The 21,946-nt window shown below is 57.4% G+C and carries 17 protein-coding genes; 3 read left to right on the forward strand and 14 right to left on the reverse strand.

Annotated features, from left to right (window positions below):
* Position 1: 1 nt before the first annotated feature.
* From ONZ54_RS22565 to ONZ54_RS22580, 4 genes are all read right to left on the reverse strand, one after another.
* Positions 2-946 carry an ABC transporter permease gene (locus ONZ54_RS22565; RefSeq protein WP_059112332.1) on the reverse strand — a complete coding sequence of 315 codons (945 nt, stop codon included), beginning with the start codon at positions 944-946 and terminating at the stop codon, positions 2-4.
* Positions 943-2,712 (reverse strand): ABC transporter ATP-binding protein, encoded by a 1,770-nt coding sequence (locus ONZ54_RS22570; RefSeq protein ID WP_271787207.1) that lies wholly within the window; start codon positions 2,710-2,712, stop codon positions 943-945. Before ONZ54_RS22570 ends, ONZ54_RS22565 begins: the two co-directional genes overlap by 4 nt.
* Complete coding sequence (locus ONZ54_RS22575; RefSeq protein WP_271787208.1) at positions 2,706-4,529, reverse strand: ABC transporter ATP-binding protein; 1,824 nt, start codon at positions 4,527-4,529, stop codon at positions 2,706-2,708. Before ONZ54_RS22575 ends, ONZ54_RS22570 begins: the two co-directional genes overlap by 7 nt.
* Positions 4,530-4,662: 133 nt before the next feature.
* Positions 4,663-5,181 carry a sigma-70 family RNA polymerase sigma factor gene (locus ONZ54_RS22580; RefSeq protein WP_271787209.1) on the reverse strand — a complete coding sequence of 173 codons (519 nt, stop codon included), beginning with the start codon at positions 5,179-5,181 and terminating at the stop codon, positions 4,663-4,665.
* 240 nt (positions 5,182-5,421) lie between these two features.
* Between ONZ54_RS22580 and ONZ54_RS22585 the strand changes: the two genes are divergently transcribed.
* Positions 5,422-7,551, forward strand: coding sequence for a condensation domain-containing protein (locus tag ONZ54_RS22585; protein ID WP_271787210.1), 2,130 nt, complete (start codon positions 5,422-5,424; stop codon positions 7,549-7,551).
* 45 nt (positions 7,552-7,596) lie between these two features.
* Here the strand turns inward: ONZ54_RS22585 and basC are convergent, their stop codons facing one another.
* Together basC and ONZ54_RS22595 are read right to left on the reverse strand one after the other, a co-directional pair.
* On the reverse strand, positions 7,597-8,919 hold the full coding sequence (gene basC / locus ONZ54_RS22590; RefSeq protein ID WP_271787211.1) for a putative histamine N-monooxygenase: 1,323 nt from the start codon (positions 8,917-8,919) through the stop codon (positions 7,597-7,599).
* 61 nt (positions 8,920-8,980) lie between these two features.
* Positions 8,981-13,354: an amino acid adenylation domain-containing protein gene (locus ONZ54_RS22595; protein WP_271787212.1), complete on the reverse strand. Its 4,374-nt coding sequence runs from the start codon at positions 13,352-13,354 to the stop codon at positions 8,981-8,983.
* 335 nt (positions 13,355-13,689) lie between these two features.
* Here ONZ54_RS22595 and ONZ54_RS22600 point away from each other — a divergent pair, with 335 nt between their 5' ends.
* Both ONZ54_RS22600 and ONZ54_RS22605 read left to right on the forward strand, forming a co-directional pair.
* Entirely contained in the window at positions 13,690-13,941 is a 252-nt protein-coding gene (locus ONZ54_RS22600) for a phosphopantetheine-binding protein (RefSeq protein ID WP_005319564.1), read from the forward strand.
* Positions 13,942-14,110: 169 nt separating this feature from the next.
* Entirely contained in the window at positions 14,111-15,280 is a 1,170-nt protein-coding gene (locus tag ONZ54_RS22605; protein WP_271787213.1) for a histidine decarboxylase, read from the forward strand.
* A 101-nt stretch (positions 15,281-15,381) separates the two neighbouring features.
* On the opposite strand, the gene mnmE is transcribed toward ONZ54_RS22605, so the two are convergent.
* The 8 genes from mnmE to ONZ54_RS22645 all read right to left on the reverse strand — a co-directional run bounded on the left by mnmE (position 15,382) and on the right by ONZ54_RS22645 (position 21,635).
* Positions 15,382-16,743, reverse strand: coding sequence for a tRNA uridine-5-carboxymethylaminomethyl(34) synthesis GTPase MnmE (gene mnmE / locus ONZ54_RS22610; protein ID WP_271787214.1), 1,362 nt, complete (start codon positions 16,741-16,743; stop codon positions 15,382-15,384).
* 87 nt (positions 16,744-16,830) lie between these two features.
* On the reverse strand, positions 16,831-18,477 hold the full coding sequence (gene yidC, locus ONZ54_RS22615; RefSeq protein ID WP_017411499.1) for a membrane protein insertase YidC: 1,647 nt from the start codon (positions 18,475-18,477) through the stop codon (positions 16,831-16,833).
* Between the two features lie 5 nt (positions 18,478-18,482).
* Positions 18,483-18,731, reverse strand: a complete 249-nt coding sequence (gene yidD, locus ONZ54_RS22620; RefSeq protein ID WP_010635605.1) for a membrane protein insertion efficiency factor YidD — start codon at positions 18,729-18,731, stop codon at positions 18,483-18,485.
* The gene (gene rnpA / locus ONZ54_RS22625) at positions 18,698-19,057 is read right to left on the reverse strand and encodes a ribonuclease P protein component (protein WP_005319554.1); all 360 of its coding nucleotides are present in this window, start codon (positions 19,055-19,057) and stop codon (positions 18,698-18,700) included. The genes yidD and rnpA overlap by 34 nt, the downstream gene beginning before the upstream one ends.
* Positions 19,057-19,191 carry a 50S ribosomal protein L34 gene (rpmH, locus tag ONZ54_RS22630; RefSeq protein ID WP_005307156.1) on the reverse strand — a complete coding sequence of 45 codons (135 nt, stop codon included), beginning with the start codon at positions 19,189-19,191 and terminating at the stop codon, positions 19,057-19,059. Before rpmH ends, rnpA begins: the two co-directional genes overlap by 1 nt.
* 269 nt (positions 19,192-19,460) lie before the next feature.
* Entirely contained in the window at positions 19,461-20,195 is a 735-nt protein-coding gene (locus tag ONZ54_RS22635) for an amino acid ABC transporter ATP-binding protein (protein WP_005319551.1), read from the reverse strand.
* Positions 20,196-20,207: 12 nt separating this feature from the next.
* Entirely contained in the window at positions 20,208-20,876 is a 669-nt protein-coding gene (locus tag ONZ54_RS22640; protein ID WP_087756815.1) for an amino acid ABC transporter permease, read from the reverse strand.
* A complete protein-coding gene (locus ONZ54_RS22645; RefSeq protein ID WP_005319547.1) occupies positions 20,877-21,635 on the reverse strand; it encodes an amino acid ABC transporter substrate-binding protein in 759 nt (252 codons plus the stop codon).
* Positions 21,636-21,946 lie beyond the last annotated feature (311 nt).

Below are 21,946 nucleotides of genomic sequence, written 5' to 3' on the forward strand. Positions count from 1 at the left end.
TTCATGCGCGTCTCCACAGGATCATCGACAGGAACAGCACGCCCCCCACGCTGCCTGCGGTCAAGCCTATCGGCACTTCGAAGGGGTAGATCAGCAGACGGCCGAGAATGTCGCACGCCAGCAGCAACAGGGCGCCGCTCATGGCGACGATGGGCAGGGTTTTCTTCAGGTGCTCACCGTAATGCATGGCCACCAGGTTGGGAATGACCAGACCGACGAAGGGGATGGCCCCGACTGTGATGACGGTGGCGGCTACCGTGACCGCCACCAGCACCAATCCCAATGCCGCCGTTGCCGAATAGCGCAGTCCCAGGCTGGTGGCCGCCTCTTCCCCCATGCCCAGCACTGTGAAGCGATGGGCATAAAGGTAGGTGAGCACGGTAATGGGCAGGATCAGGTAGATGATCTCGTAATTGCCTTCGACCACCTTGGAGAAATCCCCCAGCAGCCAGCCCTGTATGCTTTGCAGTATGTTGTGCCGATAGGCATAGAACTCGGCGATGGCGCTGAGCACGCTGCCATACATGAGGCCAATCACGGGGATCAGCACAGTATTCTTGAACTGAATGCGCCGTATGATGGCGATGAACAGCAGGCTGGACAGAAAGCAGAACACCAGCGCCACCAGCATCCGCCCCGTGGTGCCGGTTGAGGGGAGCTGGGTCAGCGCAATCAGGATGCCGAGTTTGGCGGCATCCAGCCCACCCGAGGTGGCCGGTTCCACAAACTTGTTTTGCACTATCTGCTGCAATATGACCCCGGACACCGACAAGCCGGCCCCGGTGAGCAGGAGTGCCGCCAGTCGGGGCAACCGGCTGGCGGTGAGGGTCAGCCAGCTGTCGCCCGAGAAGGACCAGAGCGCCGCCAGGGATATCTGTTTGACCCCGACCAGCAGGGAGAGGCCACTGAGCAGGATCAGGAGGGTGGGCAGTACCGCTGGTCTCAAGAGGTGGCCTCGTCACGGACGGTGCGGGTGATGCGCCATCCCTTGGCGGCTTGCCGTTGTGCCAGGAAATGGGCATAGGGACCGGACTGGCGGCTGAGTTCGGCATGGGTGCCCTGTTCGCGCACCTTGCCCTCTTCCAGTACCAGTATCTGGTCTGCCATCTCGACCGTCGACAGCTGGTGGGCGATGACAATCAGGGTTCGTTTCCCTCGCAGACGCGCCAGCGCCTCGGCGATGGCGGCCTGGTTCTCCGCATCCAGGGCTGCCGTGGCCTCGTCGACCAGCAGTATGGGGGCATCCTTGATCAGGGCCCGGGCGATGGAGATACGTTGCCGCTCACCGCCAGAGAGGCGGGCCCCCCCTTCACCCACCTGAGTTGCCAGACCCTGGGGCAGGCGCTCCAGGATCTCGCTCACCCCGGCTTGCATTGCCGCGATCAACACCTCTTCATCGCTGGCGTTCGGTTTGCCGATGCGGATGTTGTCGGCAATCGAGCCCTGGAACAGGTAGGCATCCTGGAAAATCTGGCTGATCTGGTTGGCCAGTGCGTCGCCGGTTATCTCCCTGACATCCACGCCACCCACCTTGACCTCTCCCTGGCTGACATCGAAAAAGCGTGCGATCAGCCTCAGCAAGGTGGTTTTCCCCGAACCGGATGCCCCGACCAGCGCTGTCATGCTGCCTGGTTCGACTCTCAGGCTGACGCCACTGAGCACGGAGGATTGATTTGCGGCATACCGGAAGCTGACGTTGCACAGCTCGACCGAGGCATCGGTCGGGATGCGTGGTGAGTGCGGGGCCGACTGGGGAGCTTGCGCAAAGATGTCTCGCAAGGCATCCAGCTGTCCACGGACGCTGCGCAGGATATCGCTGTAACTGGCCACATCGAGCAAGGGATCGATGAAACGGTTTATCAGCACCAGAGCCACCAGGGCGGCAATCAGGCCCTCTTTGTCCACGCCAGCGCCTGCATTTCCCTGCAACCACAGGGTCGCGGCGATCAGCAGGGCGGCAAAGCCGGCTTGCACCGCCCAGAGATTGAGTCCGGATGAGAGGGCAGTGAGCTGGATAAGCTTTTTGGCGGATTGCTGTTGCTGCGAGATGGCCTGCTCGAGGAAGCGGGTACCGCCGCGCTCGCCATTGAAGGCTCGCAGCACGGATTGTGCCTGCGCGAACTCGACCATGCGCTGGCTGGTGGAGGCGGCATTGTGGTGGAACTTCAGGTCAGCCGCTTGATTGAGGCGGCCAGTGAACCAGAACACCCCCACCATGAGCGGCAGGGCGACCAGCGCCACCAGCCCCAGGGTCAGGTTGATGGCAAACAGAGCCGCCAGCACTACCAGGGGTATGAGGGAGCCGGTCAGCAGCGGGGTAAAAACATGGGCCGGGAGCTGGGCTATTTCCATCATCCCCTGTGATGCCGCGTGATTGAGCCGGGCTGTGTTGGCAGGGGTAAACCAGCCGATGGGCAGGCTGCCGACATGCTCGCCCAGCTGATGGCGACCCGTCTGGAGGACGGCAATGCCGACCGCTATCCCCGCCTTTTCCACCTTGCGCCTGAGGTACCAGCAGAGCACCACCCCCGCCAGCTGGACGAACAGCCAGCTGGCTGCGCCGTTTACCTCTCCCAGCAACAAGTGCCTGAGCACTGGGATCAGGGTGACTATGGTGAGGCCGCAACAGAGGCTGTAGATCACTGCCAGCCAGCCATAGCGACGCAATATTGCAGTGTCATCGTCCAGCAGACGAACAAAGGTCTTCAGCATTGGGGGACCGCCTCTTCATGCTCAGGGGATTGTCTTTTCTCTACGGGAATGGCCTTGTCATAGCGGCCCTGGGCCCACAAGCGGGCATAACGGCCATTGAGTGCCAGCAGTTCGTTGTGCCTGCCCTGTTCGCAGAGGGTACCGTTGTCGATCACCAGGATTTGATCGGCGTTCATGACGGTGTCGAGTCTGTGTGCGATGACGACCAGGGTACGGCCATGAGCAAAGGCCGAGAGTGCCTGTTGCAGCTTCACCTCGTTGTCGGCATCGGCCGCCGCCGTGGCTTCATCAAGCACCAGCACAGGTGGGTCGAGCAGCAGGGCACGGGCTATGCTCACCCGTTGCAGTTCCCCACCGGAGAGCTGCGCATCCTCTCCGACTACTGAGTCGTATCCATGCGGCAGCGCCAGAATGCGATCGTGGATATTGGCGAGCCGTGCGACGGCTTCAACCTCTGCCCGGGTGGCGTTCGGACGACCCAGCGCTATGTTGTCGTGCAGACTGGCGTGAATGAGGCGCACATCCTGCAAGACAAAGCCGATGTGTCGATAGAGCCGGGCGCTGTCCATTTGTCTGAGATCGACCCCGCCAAGGGTGATCCTCCCTGCATCCGGATCGAAGAAGCGCAGCAGCAGGCGTGCCAGCGTGGATTTCCCCGAACCGGATGCACCGACAATGGCGGTGACAGTGCCAGGCTGCAGGGTGAAGTTGATGTTGGTCAGCACCTGTACCTGATCGTCATAGCCGTAGCTCAGTTGCTCGACCCGGATCTCCCCGTTTGCCGGCTGCCGGGAGTCGGCTGCAGCAGTGGTGTCCAGCACGGGAGTCAGCAGCAAGGCATGCACCCGCTGGGCAGCGCCGGTCGCATTGTTTAGGTCATGGGTGAGGTAGCTCAATAGCAGCAGGGGGGCGCAAAGCCCGGGGGCCACCAGCACGAATGGCAGCACATCGGCTGGCGCTATCCAGCCGGCACTGACCAGCACTACGCCCCCGGCCAGCACGACACCGAGCACAGAGGCTGGCGCCATGATGGCGTTGGCATTGGCCATGGCGCTGACCAGGGGGCGGGTAAACGCCTTGAAGGCATCGGCAAAGGCATCGATGGCTTCGCGGTAGCTGCTGTGGAGCTTTCCCTGAACACCGAATGCCTTCACTACCGGAATGCCGCTGACAAACTCGACCACGGCGTTGTTGATCCGCGCCATGCCGGCACCGAACTGCTGCATGTTGGCGGCGCTGGCGCTGTGCGCCCTGGCTGAGAACAGGAAGAAGAGGGGAAAGGGCAGCAGCGAGATGATGGCCATGCGCCAGTCCATGAAGAACAGGTAGGCAATCGAGATGGCAACGGCACCGGCGCTGCGTCCCATGGTCGTGAAGAAATGGGCCGTCAGGCTGTGCAGTGTGCCTATGTCATCTTGCATCGCCTGTTTCACTTCACCCGATGCCCGGGCCGTGAACCAGCCAAGCGGCACTCTGGCCAGGCGGCGGGTCAGCGCCTGACGCAGATAGCCAGTGATGCGGTTGTCGGCGAGGTGAGCGACCAGATCGCCCGCGGAAATGAGCGTCATGCCCAGAAACAGACTCGCCAGGCTGGCACCGACAATCAGCCAGAGTTCTCCAAGTTCCCACCCAGCACCCTCCTGGTCGAGCACCAGCTGTGCAATCCGGGTGATACCCGCCAGGGGAACCAGTGTCAGCATGGAACCAACGGCGGCGAGCAGGGCGGCAGCCAGCAGCCGGCCTCGGATAGGTGAAAGGACTCGGGCAATCGGACCCGCGGCTTTGGAATCAAGGATGAACTCGTCGTCTACCTTCATGAATACTTCTCCACTGTGGGGTGATGGCGGCCATGTCCCACCGTCTCGTTTGCATTGGGCTGACACGTCTCTTGTGGTTTTCCGAACGGGTGGATAAAAACCTCAAATGAATCTTTTTACGACCAAAGAAAGTTCAGCGTCCCGCGTCTGGTTCGCACTGGTGACAGGTCTGCAGGCCAAGGGCTATGTACTTCTCAACGGAAGAGACCGAGACCTGCAGTTCGGTTGCTATGTCCTGGTAGCCCATACCATTGAGTCTCGACAGCAGCAGTGCCTGGCGGATCTTGGGTGGCTTGCGCTGCAACGCCATATCGACAGCCCCCAGAGCTTCGCGCATCAGTGCACGGGTCTCTTCGGAAGGTTCCCTGAGTGCAGGTTGCTGGGTTTGGCGTTCGAGGTAGCGGGCTTCCAGACTGCGCCGGCGATAGAGATCGATCAGTTTGCCTTTGGCTATTTGCATCAAATAACGGCGCGATTCGCTGGCCGCGGGAATATGGCCCTTATTGATGAGGTGGAGGTAAATATCGTGAGCCAAATCCGCTGCATCGTACGAATTTCCCAGCTTGCGGCGGAGCAGGCGACAGAGCCATCCATGATTGTCCCGATATAACGTCTGCCACTGTTCCTGCAAGGAGCAAGCATCCCTCTTCACGGCTCTTTTCTCCCGAATACAGTGTTTTTCTTTTTGATAATGAAAATCTATATGATAATCATTTACAAGATATCCTGTTCGTAGATATCAAGCAATGCTCTTCACTGACTCTGACAGCAGGGGAGCTATCTCAGTGGTTTTTGACAGAAAAACCGGCATAACCCAATGGTCATTATTCACAATTCAGCAAGGAGGCCACTCTTGCCACTATGTTACTCCGAGGTATTGCCCGAAATACCTGTGAGCACTCATGAAGAAAATATCTGGTTGTTGCAACAACAGCATCCGGAGCAAGTCATCAAGCTCCTGGAAGTCTGGCGGCTGGATGACAAGGTCGATATTTCATTGCTCACTCTGACTATTCAGTCATTAATAACGGCCTTGCCGGATTTGAATTCCCGCTATCTCTTCAGTGATGAAGGAGACCTTTATAAATACAGGGTTGATGGCTGGTATCCCTGTCTGGAATTTATCCGGTTGTCTTCGGGGGACCTCGATGACAACCTTGGCGCCCTTCATAAGTCGCCCTGGGATTCTGCCAGCCAGCCGCCGTTCAAGGCATTCATTATCCATGTAGAACAGGGTGTTATATTCGCATTGATGTCTCATCCCATACTGGGGGAGGCGTGTTGTCTGAGCGCGCTGGTGGCCAGATTGCGTGATGAGTACGGCGCCCTTGCTCCGCATCTGCCTTCTCTGGAAATGACAAAGCTATCGATAAACTCAGGCGTGTTAGCACCTGAAATTACCAATAACCAGACGGAACACACGGAAAGGGACAAGTTGGCGCTTATTTTACTTGATGAGTTTCGTATTGCTTTATCCAGCCCTGACATGACGCTTAATGATGACTTCTTTGATTTTGGCGGCCACTCATTGCTGGCTACGCGCATTATTGGCAAGTTGCAGAATCGTCATGGTATTGAGTGCCGTTTCAATGATTTTTTTGAGTCGCCTTCTGCGGCTGCCCTCGCTAAAAAAGCAGTATTGAATAGCCCGCCTCAGCAAATACCTTCACGTGTTGTTGAAAATACCAGCCAGCAGGCACCACTCGCGCTGGCACAAGCTTCATTGTGGCGAGCCTATGCTGCCCATGATTTTGGCACCATCTTCAATCTGCCCTTTGCGCTGGATTTTATTGATGAAGTTGATGAAACGGTTTTTTTTCAGGCATTTACAGACCTGATAAAACGCCACCCCAGTTTGCGAACGACTTTCCATGTGCAAGATGGTCAGGTATTCCAGCGTATTATTCCCGTTGAACATCTGGGTCAATATCGGTGGTTCTGGCACAGCGCTGAAAGCGGAGGTGTCTCCCTGGCCAGTGAGGCGACCTATCAATTCGATCTCTCCCGTGAGCTGCCAATCCGTATCCGTTTCATTCGGGATGTGGCGACTGGCCGTCAGCACCTCTCATTCCTGGTTCATCACATGGTGGTGGATGAGTGGTCCATCAACCTCATGATGGAGGATCTCGCCAGCGCTTATCTTGCCCGTGCAGCAGATCAGGCGCCGGTATGGGCCACGCCAGCGCTCGATTTTCACGGATTTGCACGGCAGCAGGCAGAGCAGGGCATCAATCCCCGGCACCTGGCGTACTGGACCCGGATGTTGCAAGGTGCTGCCGACGAGCGGCGAAAGCAGCGGCTATGTGCTCCGTCCGAGGGCCAGGGTTCTATCGCGGCGCAATGGCTGGAGCTCAAGCTCGAGCAGGGGAGTCTCGACAGTTTGTATGCCTTCGCCAGAGGCCATGACTCTTCGCTCTTCAATCTGGTGTACACGGCGATTGCCGTATCCCTGCACAAGCTGGATGGCCTGAACGAGATCGTCATAGGGACCTCGGCATCCGGACGTACCGATCCGGCATTCTTTGATACAGTGGGTTACTTCACCACCATGGTGGCGCACAGGGTCGAGTTCGATGAGCAGGAGTCTTTCGGCAGTCTGTTGAGGACGGTTACGCATACCATCAATGACTCCATGTCCTATGCAGACATACCGCTGGAGCAGATCCAGCAAGGACTTGGCATGACGGCGGCAGAGGGTCTCCTGTTCGATGTCTATGTCCAGATTCACGCCAATAATGCCTTGAACGGGCGCTTGCCTACCCCTGCCGGTGAGGGGATCCGCTACCGACAGATTGATCCTGACAAAACAGAGTCCATGTTCGAGTTGCAGTTCGAGATCATGGAGGATGTGCTGGAAGGGGAGCGCAGATTGCGGCTGGTGATCACTTATAGCGCCGAACGCTACAGCAGGGATTGGGTCGAGGCCCTTTGCGTTGTGCTGAACCGGCTGTTCGGTCTGATGACAAGTACCGGTACGAGTGAATGTCGACTGGCTGATCTGGCACTGCAAAAGGAGGCATAAACAGGGTTCTGCCCCCTGTCAGCCGACAGGGGGCAGAACCCAGGGCTAGGAGGTTGGCAGCCCGTAGTGCTGGAAGGTGGAGGTTCGGGGCAGGCGATACTGCTCCCGACCAAGCAACTGATTGATGATATGTGCATTGCGGTTGGGGCCTATGCCCAGATCCGGTGAGCCCACCCCATGCTGAAATATTTCGGCATTCTGAACAAAGATCCTCCCCTGTCCTCTGTCGCAACGACGGGCCGTGAAATCTGGCTGGACTATGCAATCCCCCTGCTCATCAACAGCCAGGACTGTGCCTTTGAGCCGTTCAAACCACGCAGGCCATGCATGGGCATAACCAGTTGCGGCGACGATGGCGTCGGTCTCCAGTGTGCAGTGCTGATCCAGCTGGGTGTGATGGCAGCTCATGCGCAGGGCTCCCAAGCCATCCAGTTCCTCCACTCCTTCGACGGTGCAATGTGAGTAGAGCACCAGGCCTGGCGTCTCTCCGCCGATGGATCTCTCATAGAGCAGATCAAAAATCTCGCCAATGGTTGAGAAGCTGATGCCTTTGTAGAGCAATCCTTGCTCCGCCACTATTTCCCGGCGCCGCTCTCTGGGCAGAGTGTGGAAGTAGTGCATGTAGGCGGGGGTGAAGCACTCCTGTCCCAGCTTCGAGTATTCCATGGGGTGGAAACCGGCCGCCCGGGTGATCCACTGAATGGAGGCTCCGGCCTGGACCTGTTCCGGGGTCAAGGCGCTAAAGAGCGCCAATACGCATTCGGCGGCACTCTGTCCCGAGCCAACGACGGTCACCCGCTTGCATTGCAAGAGCTGCTCCCTGGCATGCATGAACCGGGCTGAATGCATGACGAGAGGATGTTGGCATTCTCGAGCCCAGTCGGGCAGCCAGGGGGTGGTGCCTATGCCGATCACCAGATCGCGGCTGCTGTAGCGCTGTACGGCTCCGGTTGCTGATGTGCTGTCGATGAGAAACCTCTCCCTGGTGTCGTCATAGCGGACATCGATGACCTCTTGGCCAAAGTGACAGCTCGTTAGCTGCTGCGCGGCCCAGCGGCAGTAGTGGTCATATTCCCGTCTCGGGATCAGGAAGTGATCGTAGTAATAGAAGGGGTAAAGCCGATCCTGCTGGTGCAGGTAGTTGAGATAACTCAGGGGGTGGGTCGGGTCGGCCAGTGTCACCAGATCGGCCAGGAAGGGCACTTGCAGTGTGGTGCCCGGCAGCAGTAATCCCTCATGCCAGCGAAACGCAGGTTTGCGCTCGAGAAATACCCCCGTCACTTCACTGTGACGGGAGAGCAGGGCTGCCAGCCCGAGATTGAAGGGCCCGATGCCAATACCGGTCAGGTCAACGCTTGTGATATCCATAAAAAACTCCGAGGAATGACAATGAACCCCGGGGAGTGCGCTCTCCCCGAGGCTTGATAGGTCAGAAACCGGGGGACCTGAGCAGGACTTCCACATCCGCTGCATTGCGGCAGCGCAGCAGTTGTCCCGGTGACAGGGCTCTGGAGAAGTGCTCACCCAGGCGTGCCGAGATGACCTTGAGGTGTTGGGGACGCAGTCCCAGGCTGGTGAAGTCGAGCTGACTGTTCATCCCTTCATTCCGGACCTGTCCCAGCACCTCCAGATAGATATCGAGCACGGCGCCGCCATCCGTCGCACCAGCATCCGCCGTGGCTTGTGGTGCTGATCCCCCCTTGTCTGATGAGGTCAACCTGCTGCGTGCTGCGCGCCGGTCCGGCTTGCCATTTTGTGTCAGCGGCAGGCTGTCGACCTGGATAAAGCGCGTTGGCACATGGGAGGCTGGCAGGTGTTGCTTGGCATGCTCGCGTAACGAGGTGATGGAGACAGTATCCCCATGCTTGCCCACATACAGGGCCCCGATACAGAGTTCCCCCTGCTGCTCGGCGCCGTAGTCCACTACCAGTACATGGGCAATGGCCGGGTGCTTGATGAGCTCGATTTCGATATCAGGCAATGAGACGCGCACGCCACGCACCTTGATGTAGCCGTTCACGCGGCTGTCGAACATCAGGGTACCGTCAGCCCGATAACGGCCCCGATCGCCGGTACGAAACGCCCTTGTCTCCTCACCGGAGCCTGAAGCAAGGGTGACAAAGTCCTGCTGTGTCAGCTCGCCATTTTCCAGATAGCCGAGCGCCAGGTTCACCCCTGTGGTATGGATGCGACCGGCAACCCCGGTCGGGCAGTGTTCCCCTCTGTCATTGAGCAACCAGTAGCCGTTGCCCGGCAAGGGCGTACCGTACGGTATCTTGTCCTGATCCCTGACGCCGATCTGGTGCCAGATACTCCAGATGGTGGTTTCGGTCGGTCCGCCCAGTGATGTCAGGCGGGCCGACGGCAGCCGCTTGCGAAGTTCGGCTATGATGCCGGGTTTGATGTAATCCCCCCCTTGCGCGATCAGCCGCAGGCTCGTCAGCCCCGTTGCCTGACTGCAGGAGAGCAACATCTCTAGCATGGCCGGCACAGAGCACCAGAGGGTGACGCCATGCTGCTCCACCAGCTGATTCCAGCGCACCGCATCTTTTTCCGCCCCCGTTTCCGGCTGTACCAGAGTGGCGCCAGCGCTCAGGCAACCGAACACGTCGAAGACCGACATGTCGTGGTGCAGCGGTGTGACCGAGATGAATACATCGTCAGGGGTGACTTGCCATGCCTTGAGCGTGTTGCCGATGACATTGGCCGTGGCCCTGTTGTTGAGCACCACGCATTTGGGCTTGCCGGTCGTCCCCGAGGTGTAGAGGTAGTAGGCCGGCGCCGGGTGTTGGGAGCGCCCGACCCAGGGGGTGCCGCTGACATTGTCGTGGGGAGACGCCAGCAGCGCCGCCGGAGTGACAGTGGGGTAGTCAGACTCGAGCCCGTCTGTACAGATGATCAGGTCAGGTCGGCAGTTCTCCAGCAAATAGTGCAGCCTCTCGGTGGGGGAGCAGCTGTCTATCGGTACCCAGACCACGCCGCTCAAGGCGCAGGCCAGGGTAGCCATGGTGTGCTCCGGGCTGCGGGGCAGACAGATGGCAGCGACCTTGCCTGCCGTGATCCCCGCTCTTTCGAACGCCCCCATGATCCGCAAGACGCTGTCGCCGAGAGTGCGATAGCTGATGCGGCGATCCCCCTGTATCAGGGCAATCTTGTCATTGCCGGCATCGAAAAGATGCGCCGCCATACGCTCGAGGAAGGGGTCCGTGTCTGCCATGGTATCGTCACTGTTATGGCGATAGTGGCCCGTATCAATGATGGCGCTGGCATCAATATCAAACAGACCGGAGGTGACGATATGGCGGCTTGCCTTGTCCAGCGCCGTGAGGATGTCGCACACCAGGTCACTCTCTATTGCCTCCCGGGCATAGTCGATATCCAGTATCAGGGCGCCATCCGCGCGGCTCGAAAAGCGAATGTCCATCGCCACCTGCGGCGTCTGGGTCAGTCCGGCGCACAGGGTCATGGTGCTGCTGCCGGTGGCTGTTGGCCAGGAGAGTCCATTGGTGATGACAATGGGCAGCGCCGGGCCTGTGCCCCGGGTTTCAAACAGCTGACGGGCAATATCCACCCCGGAGAAGGCCAGATGCTGCAACCCTTCCATCACGTCGTTTTGCAGCTGGTTTGCCCTGTCTACCAAGGTGTCCCTGGCGCCACACCACTCGACGGCGATGAAGCTGGATCGGTTGGCAAGCGGGCCTGAGGGCAGGGGGGCGACCGGAATGGCGACACACAGATCTCCCTCGTCGAGCCAGCGGGACAGCACATCCAGGATCAGGGCCATGATGGTGGTGTTTTTGAAAAAGTGCTGTCGGGAGCCCAGTTTGCAAAGCTGGGTGAAGAGGTCAGGGGGGATGATCAGGCTCTGTCGCTCGTAACGGGCGGTAGGGATCTGATCCAGTGGCTGCTTCCATGGCAGCCGGGGTGCCCCGTCCAGCCCGGCGAGTTTATGCGTCCAATACTGGGCATCAGCCTTGCGCAGCTCAGGGCTCAGGGGGGCGTCCTGAGCCGTCGTGATGGAGGGCATGTCGGGCTGATGACCTTCAAACAATTCCAACATCAGCGCCGCGATCGAGCGCCCGTCGAGGATGAGCGCATCGAAGCGAGCGAAAACAACATGTTGGTCATCCGGCAAATGGAGCAGGGTCAAGTTCCAGGGGGCATGATCGAGGCTGAAGAGTGCGTGGGTATAGTGGTTGCTATGTAGCTTGAGCCGTTCTTGCGCCGTGCTGGCAGAGAGGTGGCGCAGGTCGATCTCCTCAAGGTTGAGCCTCTCCTCGTCACTGACGTACTGGATTACTCTCTCGGGATCGACAAGGGTGCGCAAACTCTCGTGGCGTTTGACCATAGCGTGCAGTCGCTGCCGCAGCGTGGCCGGATCCAGTCGCCCGCAGTATTCCCGAAACTCCTGCATGGCGACTCCCCCGAGTGGGAACTGGGTGGTGCGACCCAGCAGATAGGCTTGCTGCAATGGTGTCAGAGGTGTTTCCATCAGAGGCTTTTGTGGCGTCAGCGCTTGGTCAAGGGTGGCTGGATTGGCGGCCACAGTGCGAACCTGAGTGACAAAATCGTTGAACAACCGGGTGATCCAGGCTTGCGGCAGTGCATCCAGGCGAATGTCCCAGTTGATCAATATGCCGCCATCAATACGGACAACTTGAGCATCCAGCGCGACCTGAGGTCCCTGGGAGATGACCCAGTTCATGGAGCCAAACACACGGTGAACCCGTTCGGAAAACAGCTCGCCGCCATCCAGATCCAGCGCTGCCGTGAACACCACTGGGGCTAGCTGGGCAGCACCATGGTGGCGGGAGAGATCGCGCATCAGGCTGACACCTGAGTAGCTGCCGTGACTGAGTCGTTCGGCCATCTGGCTTGCCAGTTGATGGCAGAGCCCTGCCAGGGTAGTGGCAGAAGTCATGTCGACATCAAGGATGGTCAGATTGGCGAACTCCCCGACGATTTGTTCTGTCCCCTCAATCACGGGCTGGCGCCAGAAGAAGGGCAGATTGAGACGAAATGTCGTGTCGCCCGTGGCCATGCCGAGCTGATGGGCAAACAGCCCCAATATCAGGCTGGAAGGCGTCATTCGTCTGTATCGGGCCAACTGGATCAGGGTTTGACGCTCTTCGGGGGAGAGCCATGCACTGAGGCGGTGGCTATCGGGGGATGAAGCAGCATGTTCTGGCGCTGGCAGCGAGGGGGCCGGTGCTATCTGTGACAGCTTGCTGCGCCACCAGGCTCTGTCTTCCATTCTGGCTGCTTGCTGCACGGGATCCTGCTTGATTGCATCGCACCAGTCGAAGAAGGCTGGAGGGGTTTGCCGTGGCGAGTCCGGGCATTCATAGAACAGCGCCAGGTCTTCCATCAGCACGCGGAAGCTGGAGGGATCGACCGCTATCATGTCGGTATCGATATGCAGCCTGCATGCATCCTCCCCCAGAAGTGATACCGAGAAACGCGCAGCTTGCCCCCGGGCCAGGTCAAGGCGTTGATGTGTCCACTCCTGGCGCTTGCGCCTCAGTGCATCCGCCCGTTCTGCATCACCCAGCGTCTTGAAGTCATCAACCTCAAGGCGTTGTGATGGTGCCATCTCAGCCAGTGTCTGCATGCCGTCAGGGGTTATCTGAAGTCGCAGCATGGGGTGTGCTCGATATACATGTTCAATGGCGCGGCCCAAGCGTTGCAGGTCGAGGGCATGGCAATCGAACTCGGCGTAAAGATGCGCAGAAACCTCACCCAGTGCTGAGTGATTGCCTCGGCCAATCCAGCAAGCCGCCTGCATGGAAGTCAGTTCTCTCATATCTCGCTCGTAATGTTGACAAGGCCATTCATTTGGTTCTTTATATATTTACCAATGAGAATGGTTTTCATTTCAAGTTTATTTTATTGAGTCAACCTGTATGGGGGGGAAGCAAGATAGTCTGCAACGGATCTACTGCGGAATGGTTTAAGGTGTGCGCTGAAATGTGGGACAAGTATTTTCCAACTCCATTATCCTGGGCGAAAAATTGTCATGACAAATGGCAGGCTTATATCCCTGCTCAATGTGTGGAGGCGTTAGGCCCATAGTTATGATGTGGGTATTTGTGTCTGCTGTTATTTACAATGACATCAACAATATGAGGCTGGTTTCACATGACCAATCCAGAAATGATTAGCCATCAATGGCTACAAGAGCGCGTACAGCAACTTATTGAAGACAATGACACAGAGCTGGATCTGGAAGAGAGCCTTATTTTATATGGGCTAGACTCTTTGCGAGTGATGCGATTTGCTGCTGAACTTAAAGAACGCAACATCCATGTCAGTTTTGAAGATCTGATAAAATCACCAACATTGGCTAGCTGGCGGGAGTTGATTGCCAATCGACAAGCCATTGCAAGATAACCGTAAATTATAGTTTTGACAGCAAGAGTCCGCGTGATGGCTTTTTACTTTTATTAATGGTTGTTTCACCGCCATCCCTTACGATTAATCATCGGCAACTTGATAAATCAAGGTGCGGATTGCCAAACTACACCACCAAATGTGCAGGCATGCCTGCATAGCGCTAGCCATGGGTATGATAATGGGTTTGTCATCAGAAGATGCCGGGAAAATAGAGTCGTTTTGGCGGTATTGTGTGCAGCATCAATATTTCAATATCGGTTATCCAGAGGCGGCTGACTTTGACTACTCCGCTTTGAACCGTTTTCTAAACTTCTCTATCAACAACTGTGGTGATTGGAGCCAGCAGAGCAACTACCTTCTCAACTCCTTTGATTTTGAAAGAGAGGTGATGCAATTCTTTGCAACCCTGTTCTGCATTCCTTTTGAGCAAAGTTGGGGTTATGTGACCAACGGTGGTACTGAGGGGAATATGTTCGGATGCTATCTGGCCCGCGAGTTATTTCCTGAGGCGACATTATATTACTCAAAAGATACACATTATTCGGTTGCAAAGATCATCCGACTATTGAGAGTAAAGTCATGTATGGTCGATTCACTGCCTAATGGCGAGATGGATTATGATGACCTGATCAATCGAATTCGACTGGATGGAGAGCGTCACCCTATTATATTTTCCAACATAGGGACGACGATGACAGGGGCAACAGACAATATTGCCACCATTCAAAGACGCTTGAAAAAAATAGGAATCACCAAGGGAGACTATTACCTGCATGCCGATGCGGCATTGAGTGGCATGATCTTGCCCTTCATCGACAACCCTCAACCTTTCTCTTTCGCCGATGGCGTCGACTCGATAAGTGTATCGGGTCATAAAATGATCGGTTCTCCCATTCCCTGCGGGATTGTCCTGGCCAGACGCAAGCATGTCGAGCATGTCTCGGTTGAAATAGATTATATCTCGGCATGTGACCAGACAATCAGTGGCTCGCGCAATGGCTACACCCCGTTACTGTTATGGATGGCAATAAAAAGCCGATCGTTTTCAGACTGGCGTCAGCGAACGCAGCACTGTCTTGATATGGCCCAATATGTCATCGAGCGTTTTCACGCCAAAGGTATTCATGCCTGGCGCAATCCAAATTCGATCACTGTGGTTTTCCCAAAGCCTGCTGACCATATATGGAAAAAGCACTGTCTGGCCACATCAGGAAAAATATCACATATCATCACCATGCCTCATCACACCGGGAAGGAAACCCTGGACAGGGTGATCAATGACATTGCTCTGGATAGAGAACCTGGCCGCGGTTTGGCACATGCGTTGACTGTCTGATAGCACCAGAGTCGACGGCCTTGCCATGATGGACACGGTTGCAGGGCGAGAGCCAGCTCTCGCCCTGTTTGCTTGCGTTACTCTGGCTGCTTCTCGCTAGATTACTTGCCGATGCAGAAGCTGGAGAAGATGCGACCGAGCAGATCGTCGGAGCTGAACTCGCCGGTGATCTCGGACAGAGACTCCTGCGCCAGACGCAGCTCTTCGGCCACCAGTTCACCGGCGACATAGATTTCCAGCTGATCTTTGGCCACCAGCAACCGCTCGGCGGCGCGCTCCAGCGCATCCAGGTGGCGGCGGCGAGCCATGAAGCCCCCCTCGGTGTTGCCCTGGAAGCCCATGCAGGCTTTCAGGTGCTCGCGCAGGGCGGGCAGCCCCAGCTCTGTCTTGGCGGAGATGCGGTAGACGGCGTGGCCCAGCTCCTGACTTGGAGCCAGATCCTCGCCGGTCAGGTCTGCCTTGTTGCGTACTACCGTGAGGCCGATGTTTTTTGGCAACCGATCAACAAATTCCGGCCAGATTTCCCGCGGGTCGATCGCATCGGTCGTTGTGCCATCCACCATAAAGAGTACACGGTCGGCTTGCTCTATCTCGGCCCAGGCACGTTCGATGCCGATCTGCTCTACCTTGTCCAGGGTATCGCGCAGGCCGGCGGTATCTATGATGTGCAGCGGCATGCCATCCAGGTGGATGTGCTCGCGCAGCACGTCGCGGGTGGTGCCGGCAATCTCGGTGACTATGGCTGACTCGCGTCCGGCCAGGGCGTTGAGCAGGCTCGATTTGCCTGCGTTGGGACGACCGGCGATCACCACCTTCATCCCTTCCCGCAGCAGGGCCCCCTGTTTGGCTTCACTGCGCACGCCGTCCAGCTCAGCCATGATGGCGTAGAGATCGCCTGCCACCTTGCCGTCGGAGAGAAAGTCGATCTCCTCGTCCGGGAAGTCGATGGCGGCTTCCACATAGATGCGCAGCCGGATCAGGCTCTCCACCAGTTGCTGGATTTTGCTGGAGAACTGCCCCTGCAGAGAGTGCATAGCGCTGCGGGCGGCCTGTTCGCTGGAGGCTTCAATCAGATCGGCGATGGCCTCGGCCTGGGCCAGATCCAGTTTGTCGTTCATGAAGGCGCGTTCGCTGAACTCGCCGGGACGGGCAGGGCGCAGCCCCTTTATCTGCAGGATACGGCGCACCAGCATGTCCATGATGACGGGGCCACCGTGACCTTGCAGCTCCAGCACATCTTCGCCAGTGAAGCTGTTGGGGGCCTTGAACAGCAAGGCTATGCCCTGATCCAGCGGTTGGCCTTGCTCATCCTTGAACGGCAGATATTCGGCATAACGGACCCGGGGAAGCTTGCCGAGCACTATCTCGGCGACCTGTTCGGCGGCGGGGCCTGAGACCCGGACTATGCCAACGCCGCCACGGCCGGGCGCGGTGGCCTGGGCCACGATCGTATTTGTTGTCATCTTGCTTGGCTCGTATGTTCGGTAATTGGGGACATTGTAATAAAAGAGGCGGCCCGAAGGCCGCCTCTTTTGTCATCAGGGGGAAGATCAGGTGCGGGTATGCAGCCCTTTCTTCTCCAGCTGACGATAGATGATGGTCTGCTGGGTAATGGAGATGACGTTGCTCACCAACCAGTACAGGGTCAGGCCAGCCGGGAACCAGAGGAACATGAAAGTGAAGATGATCGGCATGAACTGCATCACTTTCTGCTGCATCGGATCGGTAATGGTGGTCGGACTCATCTTCTGCAGATACCACATGGAAGCACCCATGAGGATTGGCAGTACGAAGAAGGGGTCCTTCACTGACAGGTCGGTGATCCACAGCGCGAACGGTGCGTGACGCAGCTCAACGGATTCCATCAGTGCCCAGTACAGAGCGATGAAGATAGGCATCTGGACCAGGATAGGCAGACAGCCACCCAGCGGGTTGACCTTCTCCTTCTTGTACAGCTCCATCATGCCCTGGGACATCTTCTGGCGATCGTCACCGAAGCGTTCCTTGAGCGCGGCCAGCTTGGGCTGGAGCATGCGCATCTTGGCCATGGAGGTGTACTGGGCCTTGGTCAGCGGGAACATGATACCGCGCACCAGCAGGGTCAGCATGATGATGGCCACACCCCAGTTATGCACAAAGCCCTGGAACACGGTCAGCAACCAGTGCAGCGGTTGGGCGATGAACCACAGCCAGCCGTAGTCGACGGTCAGGTCGAGGTGGTTTGCCACCTTGGCCATCTGGTCTTGCAGCTTGGGACCCACCCACAGCTTGCTGGTCACTTCGGCCTGCTGGCCGGCAGCCACGTCTACCAGCGGCGCCTTGTAGCCAATGATTGCCTGGTCTTTACCAGGGATCACGCGGCTGTAGAAGCTGTTGGTATCGTCGGCATTCGGTGCCCAGGCAGAGACGAAGTAGTGTTGCAGCATGGCGACCCAACCACCCTTGGTGGTCTTGTTCAGGTCGGCATCCTTCATCTCGTCGAAGGTGTACTTCTTGTAGCGACTCTCTTCACTGGAGAAGGCGCCACCACGGTAAGCACTGGCTACCATGGCGTGACCTTCCTGATCCTTGGGTGTGGTCACGGTCTGCTTCAGCTGACCGTAAAACTGCACCTGGACCGGCTCGGCAGATTTGTTGTCGATCTTGTAATCGACGCCAATTGCATAGTCACCGCGCTTGAGCACGAACTCTTTGGTGAAGACCACACCCTTGCTGTCGGTCCAGGTCATCGGAACGACGACTTGATCCTGACCATCGGCCAGCTGGTAGCTGGTCTGGGCGGCTTCATAGGTGGGACGACCCTGGGCCTGGCTGTCAGGACCATCGCGACCCACCAGGCCGCTTTGGGCGACATAGAGGCGGTCAGGCTGACTGGTCAGCAGGACGAAGGATTGATCCTTGCCCTCTTCCAGTTTGTGAGCCAGCAGCTCGGCAGAAACAATATCACCGCCCTGGGTATCCAGGGTCAGCTTGAGCACGTCGGAGGAGACGGTGATCAGCTTGCGTGCGGCGTTTGCGTTGGCTTGCTCGGAAACCTGAGGAATATCACCGGTCTGACCGGCTTCAGGTACGAAATGTTCGGTTTGGGCCACGGTAGTCGGGGCCGGCTTCGGAGCCTTGTCGGACTCCCACTGTTGCCAGAGCAGAAAGCTCACGAACAGCAAACCGATCAGGATAAGATTGCGTTGTGATTCCATAGTCTTCAGTTTCTTCGCTTTGGTTGCGGAACCGGGTCATAACCACCCTCGGATAAGGGATGGCATTTTAATAGACGTTTGCTGGCTAACCAAACGCCTTTTATGAAACCGTGAAGTCGGATGGCTTCTATCGCAAATTGGGAACAAGTTGGCGTGAAACGGCAGCGCGGCCCCAGCAGGGGACTAATGATTAGCTGATACAGACGTATCAGTTTGACAGCTACCCATTGCAACGGCGTGACAGAGTGCGCCATAGCTTTTCCAGTAACTTGAACAGCTCCTCGTTATCCATCTCTTTGACGCCGCCCTTGGCGATCACGACTATGTCGATAGCGGGCAGGCTGGCTTGATTGAGACGGAAGCTTTCCCGGACCACTCGTTTGACACGATTACGCCAGACGGCACGCTTGAGTGCTTTTTTGGGCACAGCGAGGCCAAGACGGGGATGTTCGAGGGTATTGGGACAGGCGAGAAGAGTAATTTGCGGAGAAGCGGCCCGGACAGGCTCGGCGAAAACGCGTTTGAAGTGTTCGGGAGTTAACAGACGTAACTCCCGAGAGAAGGTGTGCGGCGTTGGCATTAAACTACCAGACGGGCACGACCCTTGGCACGACGAGCGGCCAGAACTTTACGACCGTTGGCAGTTGCCATGCGGGCGCGGAAACCGTGAGAGCGCTTGCGCTTCAGGTTGGACGGTTGAAAAGTACGTTTCATGATTCGATTCCGTATTTCTGTACAGTTTTGATTGTCACACTTAGCCGACGCGCCAGCTATAGCGTGTGACGACTAGCAAAAGAGGCCGAATTCTAAACAGAGTTCGGCTTTTAGTCAATCCGCCGTTCCCTCTCATCTTGCCCTGACTCATCAATAAGCAGGAGAAGCTGACAGGATCCGGAGGATCAAGGGCTCCGGATTATACTGGCAACCCGGGGTTAAACAAGGATCCTCCAATAAAAAAGGCGGCCAAGCCGCCAAAGAGAGAGCTATTTAAGGACTTTTCGCAAGAACTCCCGGGTGCGGGGATCCTTGGGATCGACCAATATCTGATCCGGCGGGCCCTGTTCCACGATCCGCCCCCCCTCCATGAAGATCACCCGATCGGCAACATCACGAGCAAATTCAATCTCATGGGTCACCACCACCATGGTCTGGTGCTGGCGTGCCAGCTCCTTCATCAGGCCAAGTACCTCGTCGACCCACTCGGGGTCGAGGGCCGAGGTGGGCTCATCGAACAGAATGACCTTGGAGTGAGCCGCCATGGCGCGGCCGATGCCGACCCGTTGTTGCTGGCCGCCGGAGAGGGACGCCGGGTAGGCATCCTGCTTGTCGGCAAGCCCTATGTCCTTGAGGATGCCGAGGGCTGTGGCGCGGGCCTCAGCCTTCGGCTGCTTCCAGACGGTGATCAGCCCTTCGGCTATGTTGTCGAGCGCCGTCTTGTTGGCGAACAGGGCGTAGTTCTGGAACACGAAGGAGGCGCGCTTGCGCAGCTCTATGGCCTGCTGCTCGCTGGCGTTGGCCAGATCCAGCTGCAGATCATCGATGGCAAGGGTGCCTGCATCCGGTGTCTCAAGCAGATTCAGGCAGCGCAGCAAAGTCGACTTGCCGGTACCGGAGGGGCCGATAATGACTACTATCTCCCCCTTCCTGACCTCCAGATCTATGCTGTTGAGCACCTTGTTGCCGTGAAATGCCTTGGAGAGGCCTGTTAATTTGATCATCGCAGACTTCCTTTAATAGGCACGGTTCAGGCGCACTTCCAGCAGGTGCTGCAAGCGGGTGAAGATGATGACCACCACCCAGTAGACCAGGGCAACCGCCATGAAGCTCTCGAAGAACTTGAAGGAGGAGGAGGCTTCCATCTGCGCCTTGCCCATGATCTCGGCCACTCCCAGGGTGAACGCCAGTGAGGTGCTCTTGATCATGTCGATGAAGTAGTTCATCAGCGACGGGGTCGCTATGCGTGCCGCCTGCGGCAATATGATCCGCCGCATAGCCTGATAGCGGCTCATGCCGATACTGAGCGCCGCTTCCATCTGACTCTTGTGAATACCCAGGATGGCGGCACGGATCGACTCGGCCATGTAGGCGGCGAAGTGCAGGGTCAGGCCGACGATGGCGGCGGTAAAGGCATCCATTCCCACGAAGACGGGGAACAGTTGCGGCAGTCCGTAGTAGAGCAGAAACAGCTGGACGAGCAGCGGCGTACCTCGAAAAAACGAGATATAGAGCATCGCCAGCCAGTGGATCACGGGGATGCGAAACACCCGTACTATCGCCAGGGTCAGCGACAGCACGAGTGCCAAGACGAATCCCCACAGGGCCATTTCCATCGTGGTGCCCAGGTATTTGAGCAGTATGGGGAACAGCCCTAGCGTGTACTCGAGGTCAAATTCCATCATTTATTTGTCGGTGATGTCAGCTGCGAACCATTTCTCGGAGATTTGACGCAGGGCACCATCTTTGCGCATGGCGGTCAGGGCGTCGTCGACCTTCTTCAGCAGAGCCTGCTTTTCAGGCGTCTTCAGGAAGGGCAGGGCGTTCTCAATGGTCTCGAACGGTGCGCCAGCCTGTTGCAGCGGCAGCTTGGATTCCTTGATCAGCTGGGCGGTGGAGACGCGGTCCATCACGAAAGCATCGATGCGACCCAGGGCGACATCCTGCTCGAAGCTGGAGTCATAGGTGCGGATATCGATCTTCTTGTTCGGGTCGTTCTTGCGCAGCAGTTCTTCGAAGTTGGAACCCAGGTTAACAGCAACCGTCTTGCCTTCCAGATCCTTGATGCCGTGGATGGTGCTGTTGCCCTTGCGGACCACTATCTGGGCGCCGTCATAGACGTAGGGCTGGGAGAAGGCGTACTTGGCCTTGCGCTCGTCAGTGATGGTGATCTGGTTGGAGATGGTATCGACGCGGCCGGTTTCCAGCATGCCGAACAGGCCGGAGAAGCTGGCGGTCACGAACTCGACCTTGTAGCCGGTGCGCTCACCGATCTGGTTCCACATATCCACCTCGAAGCCCTGCAGCTTGTCCTGCTTGACGAAGGTGAACGGGAAATATTTGCCGGACATGCCGACCTTGATGGTTTCCTGGGCGATGGCTTGACCGGACAGGGCGGCCAGCAGAATGGCGGCACCGGAGACCAGCTTGATGGATGATGTCATGGGGATTCCTCTCTCTGTTGTTCTGTATTTTTAGTTGTAATGACTGGATTTGCGTTGATGTTATTGGAATAAAACCCAAAGAATAAATGATATTTGGTTATATAAAATAACCGGTTAAGGTCAGGATCCCCGGGGGCGTCCGGGTGGGATCAGGCTGTGGGTAACTTTGGGGATGAAATCAGATTCATCGGTGCTGGATCCTTGAAAGTCAAGGATCTTATTTGCCGGATCCACGAGGTGGCGGCTAGAGATCCAGCCGCTAAAAACGTAGAATAGCCGGTCTTTAGTTAATCAATTGACGGGAGTTTAGA

Source organism: Aeromonas salmonicida, from assembly GCF_028355655.1.
Classification (GTDB): Bacteria; Pseudomonadota; Gammaproteobacteria; order Enterobacterales; family Aeromonadaceae; genus Aeromonas; species Aeromonas salmonicida.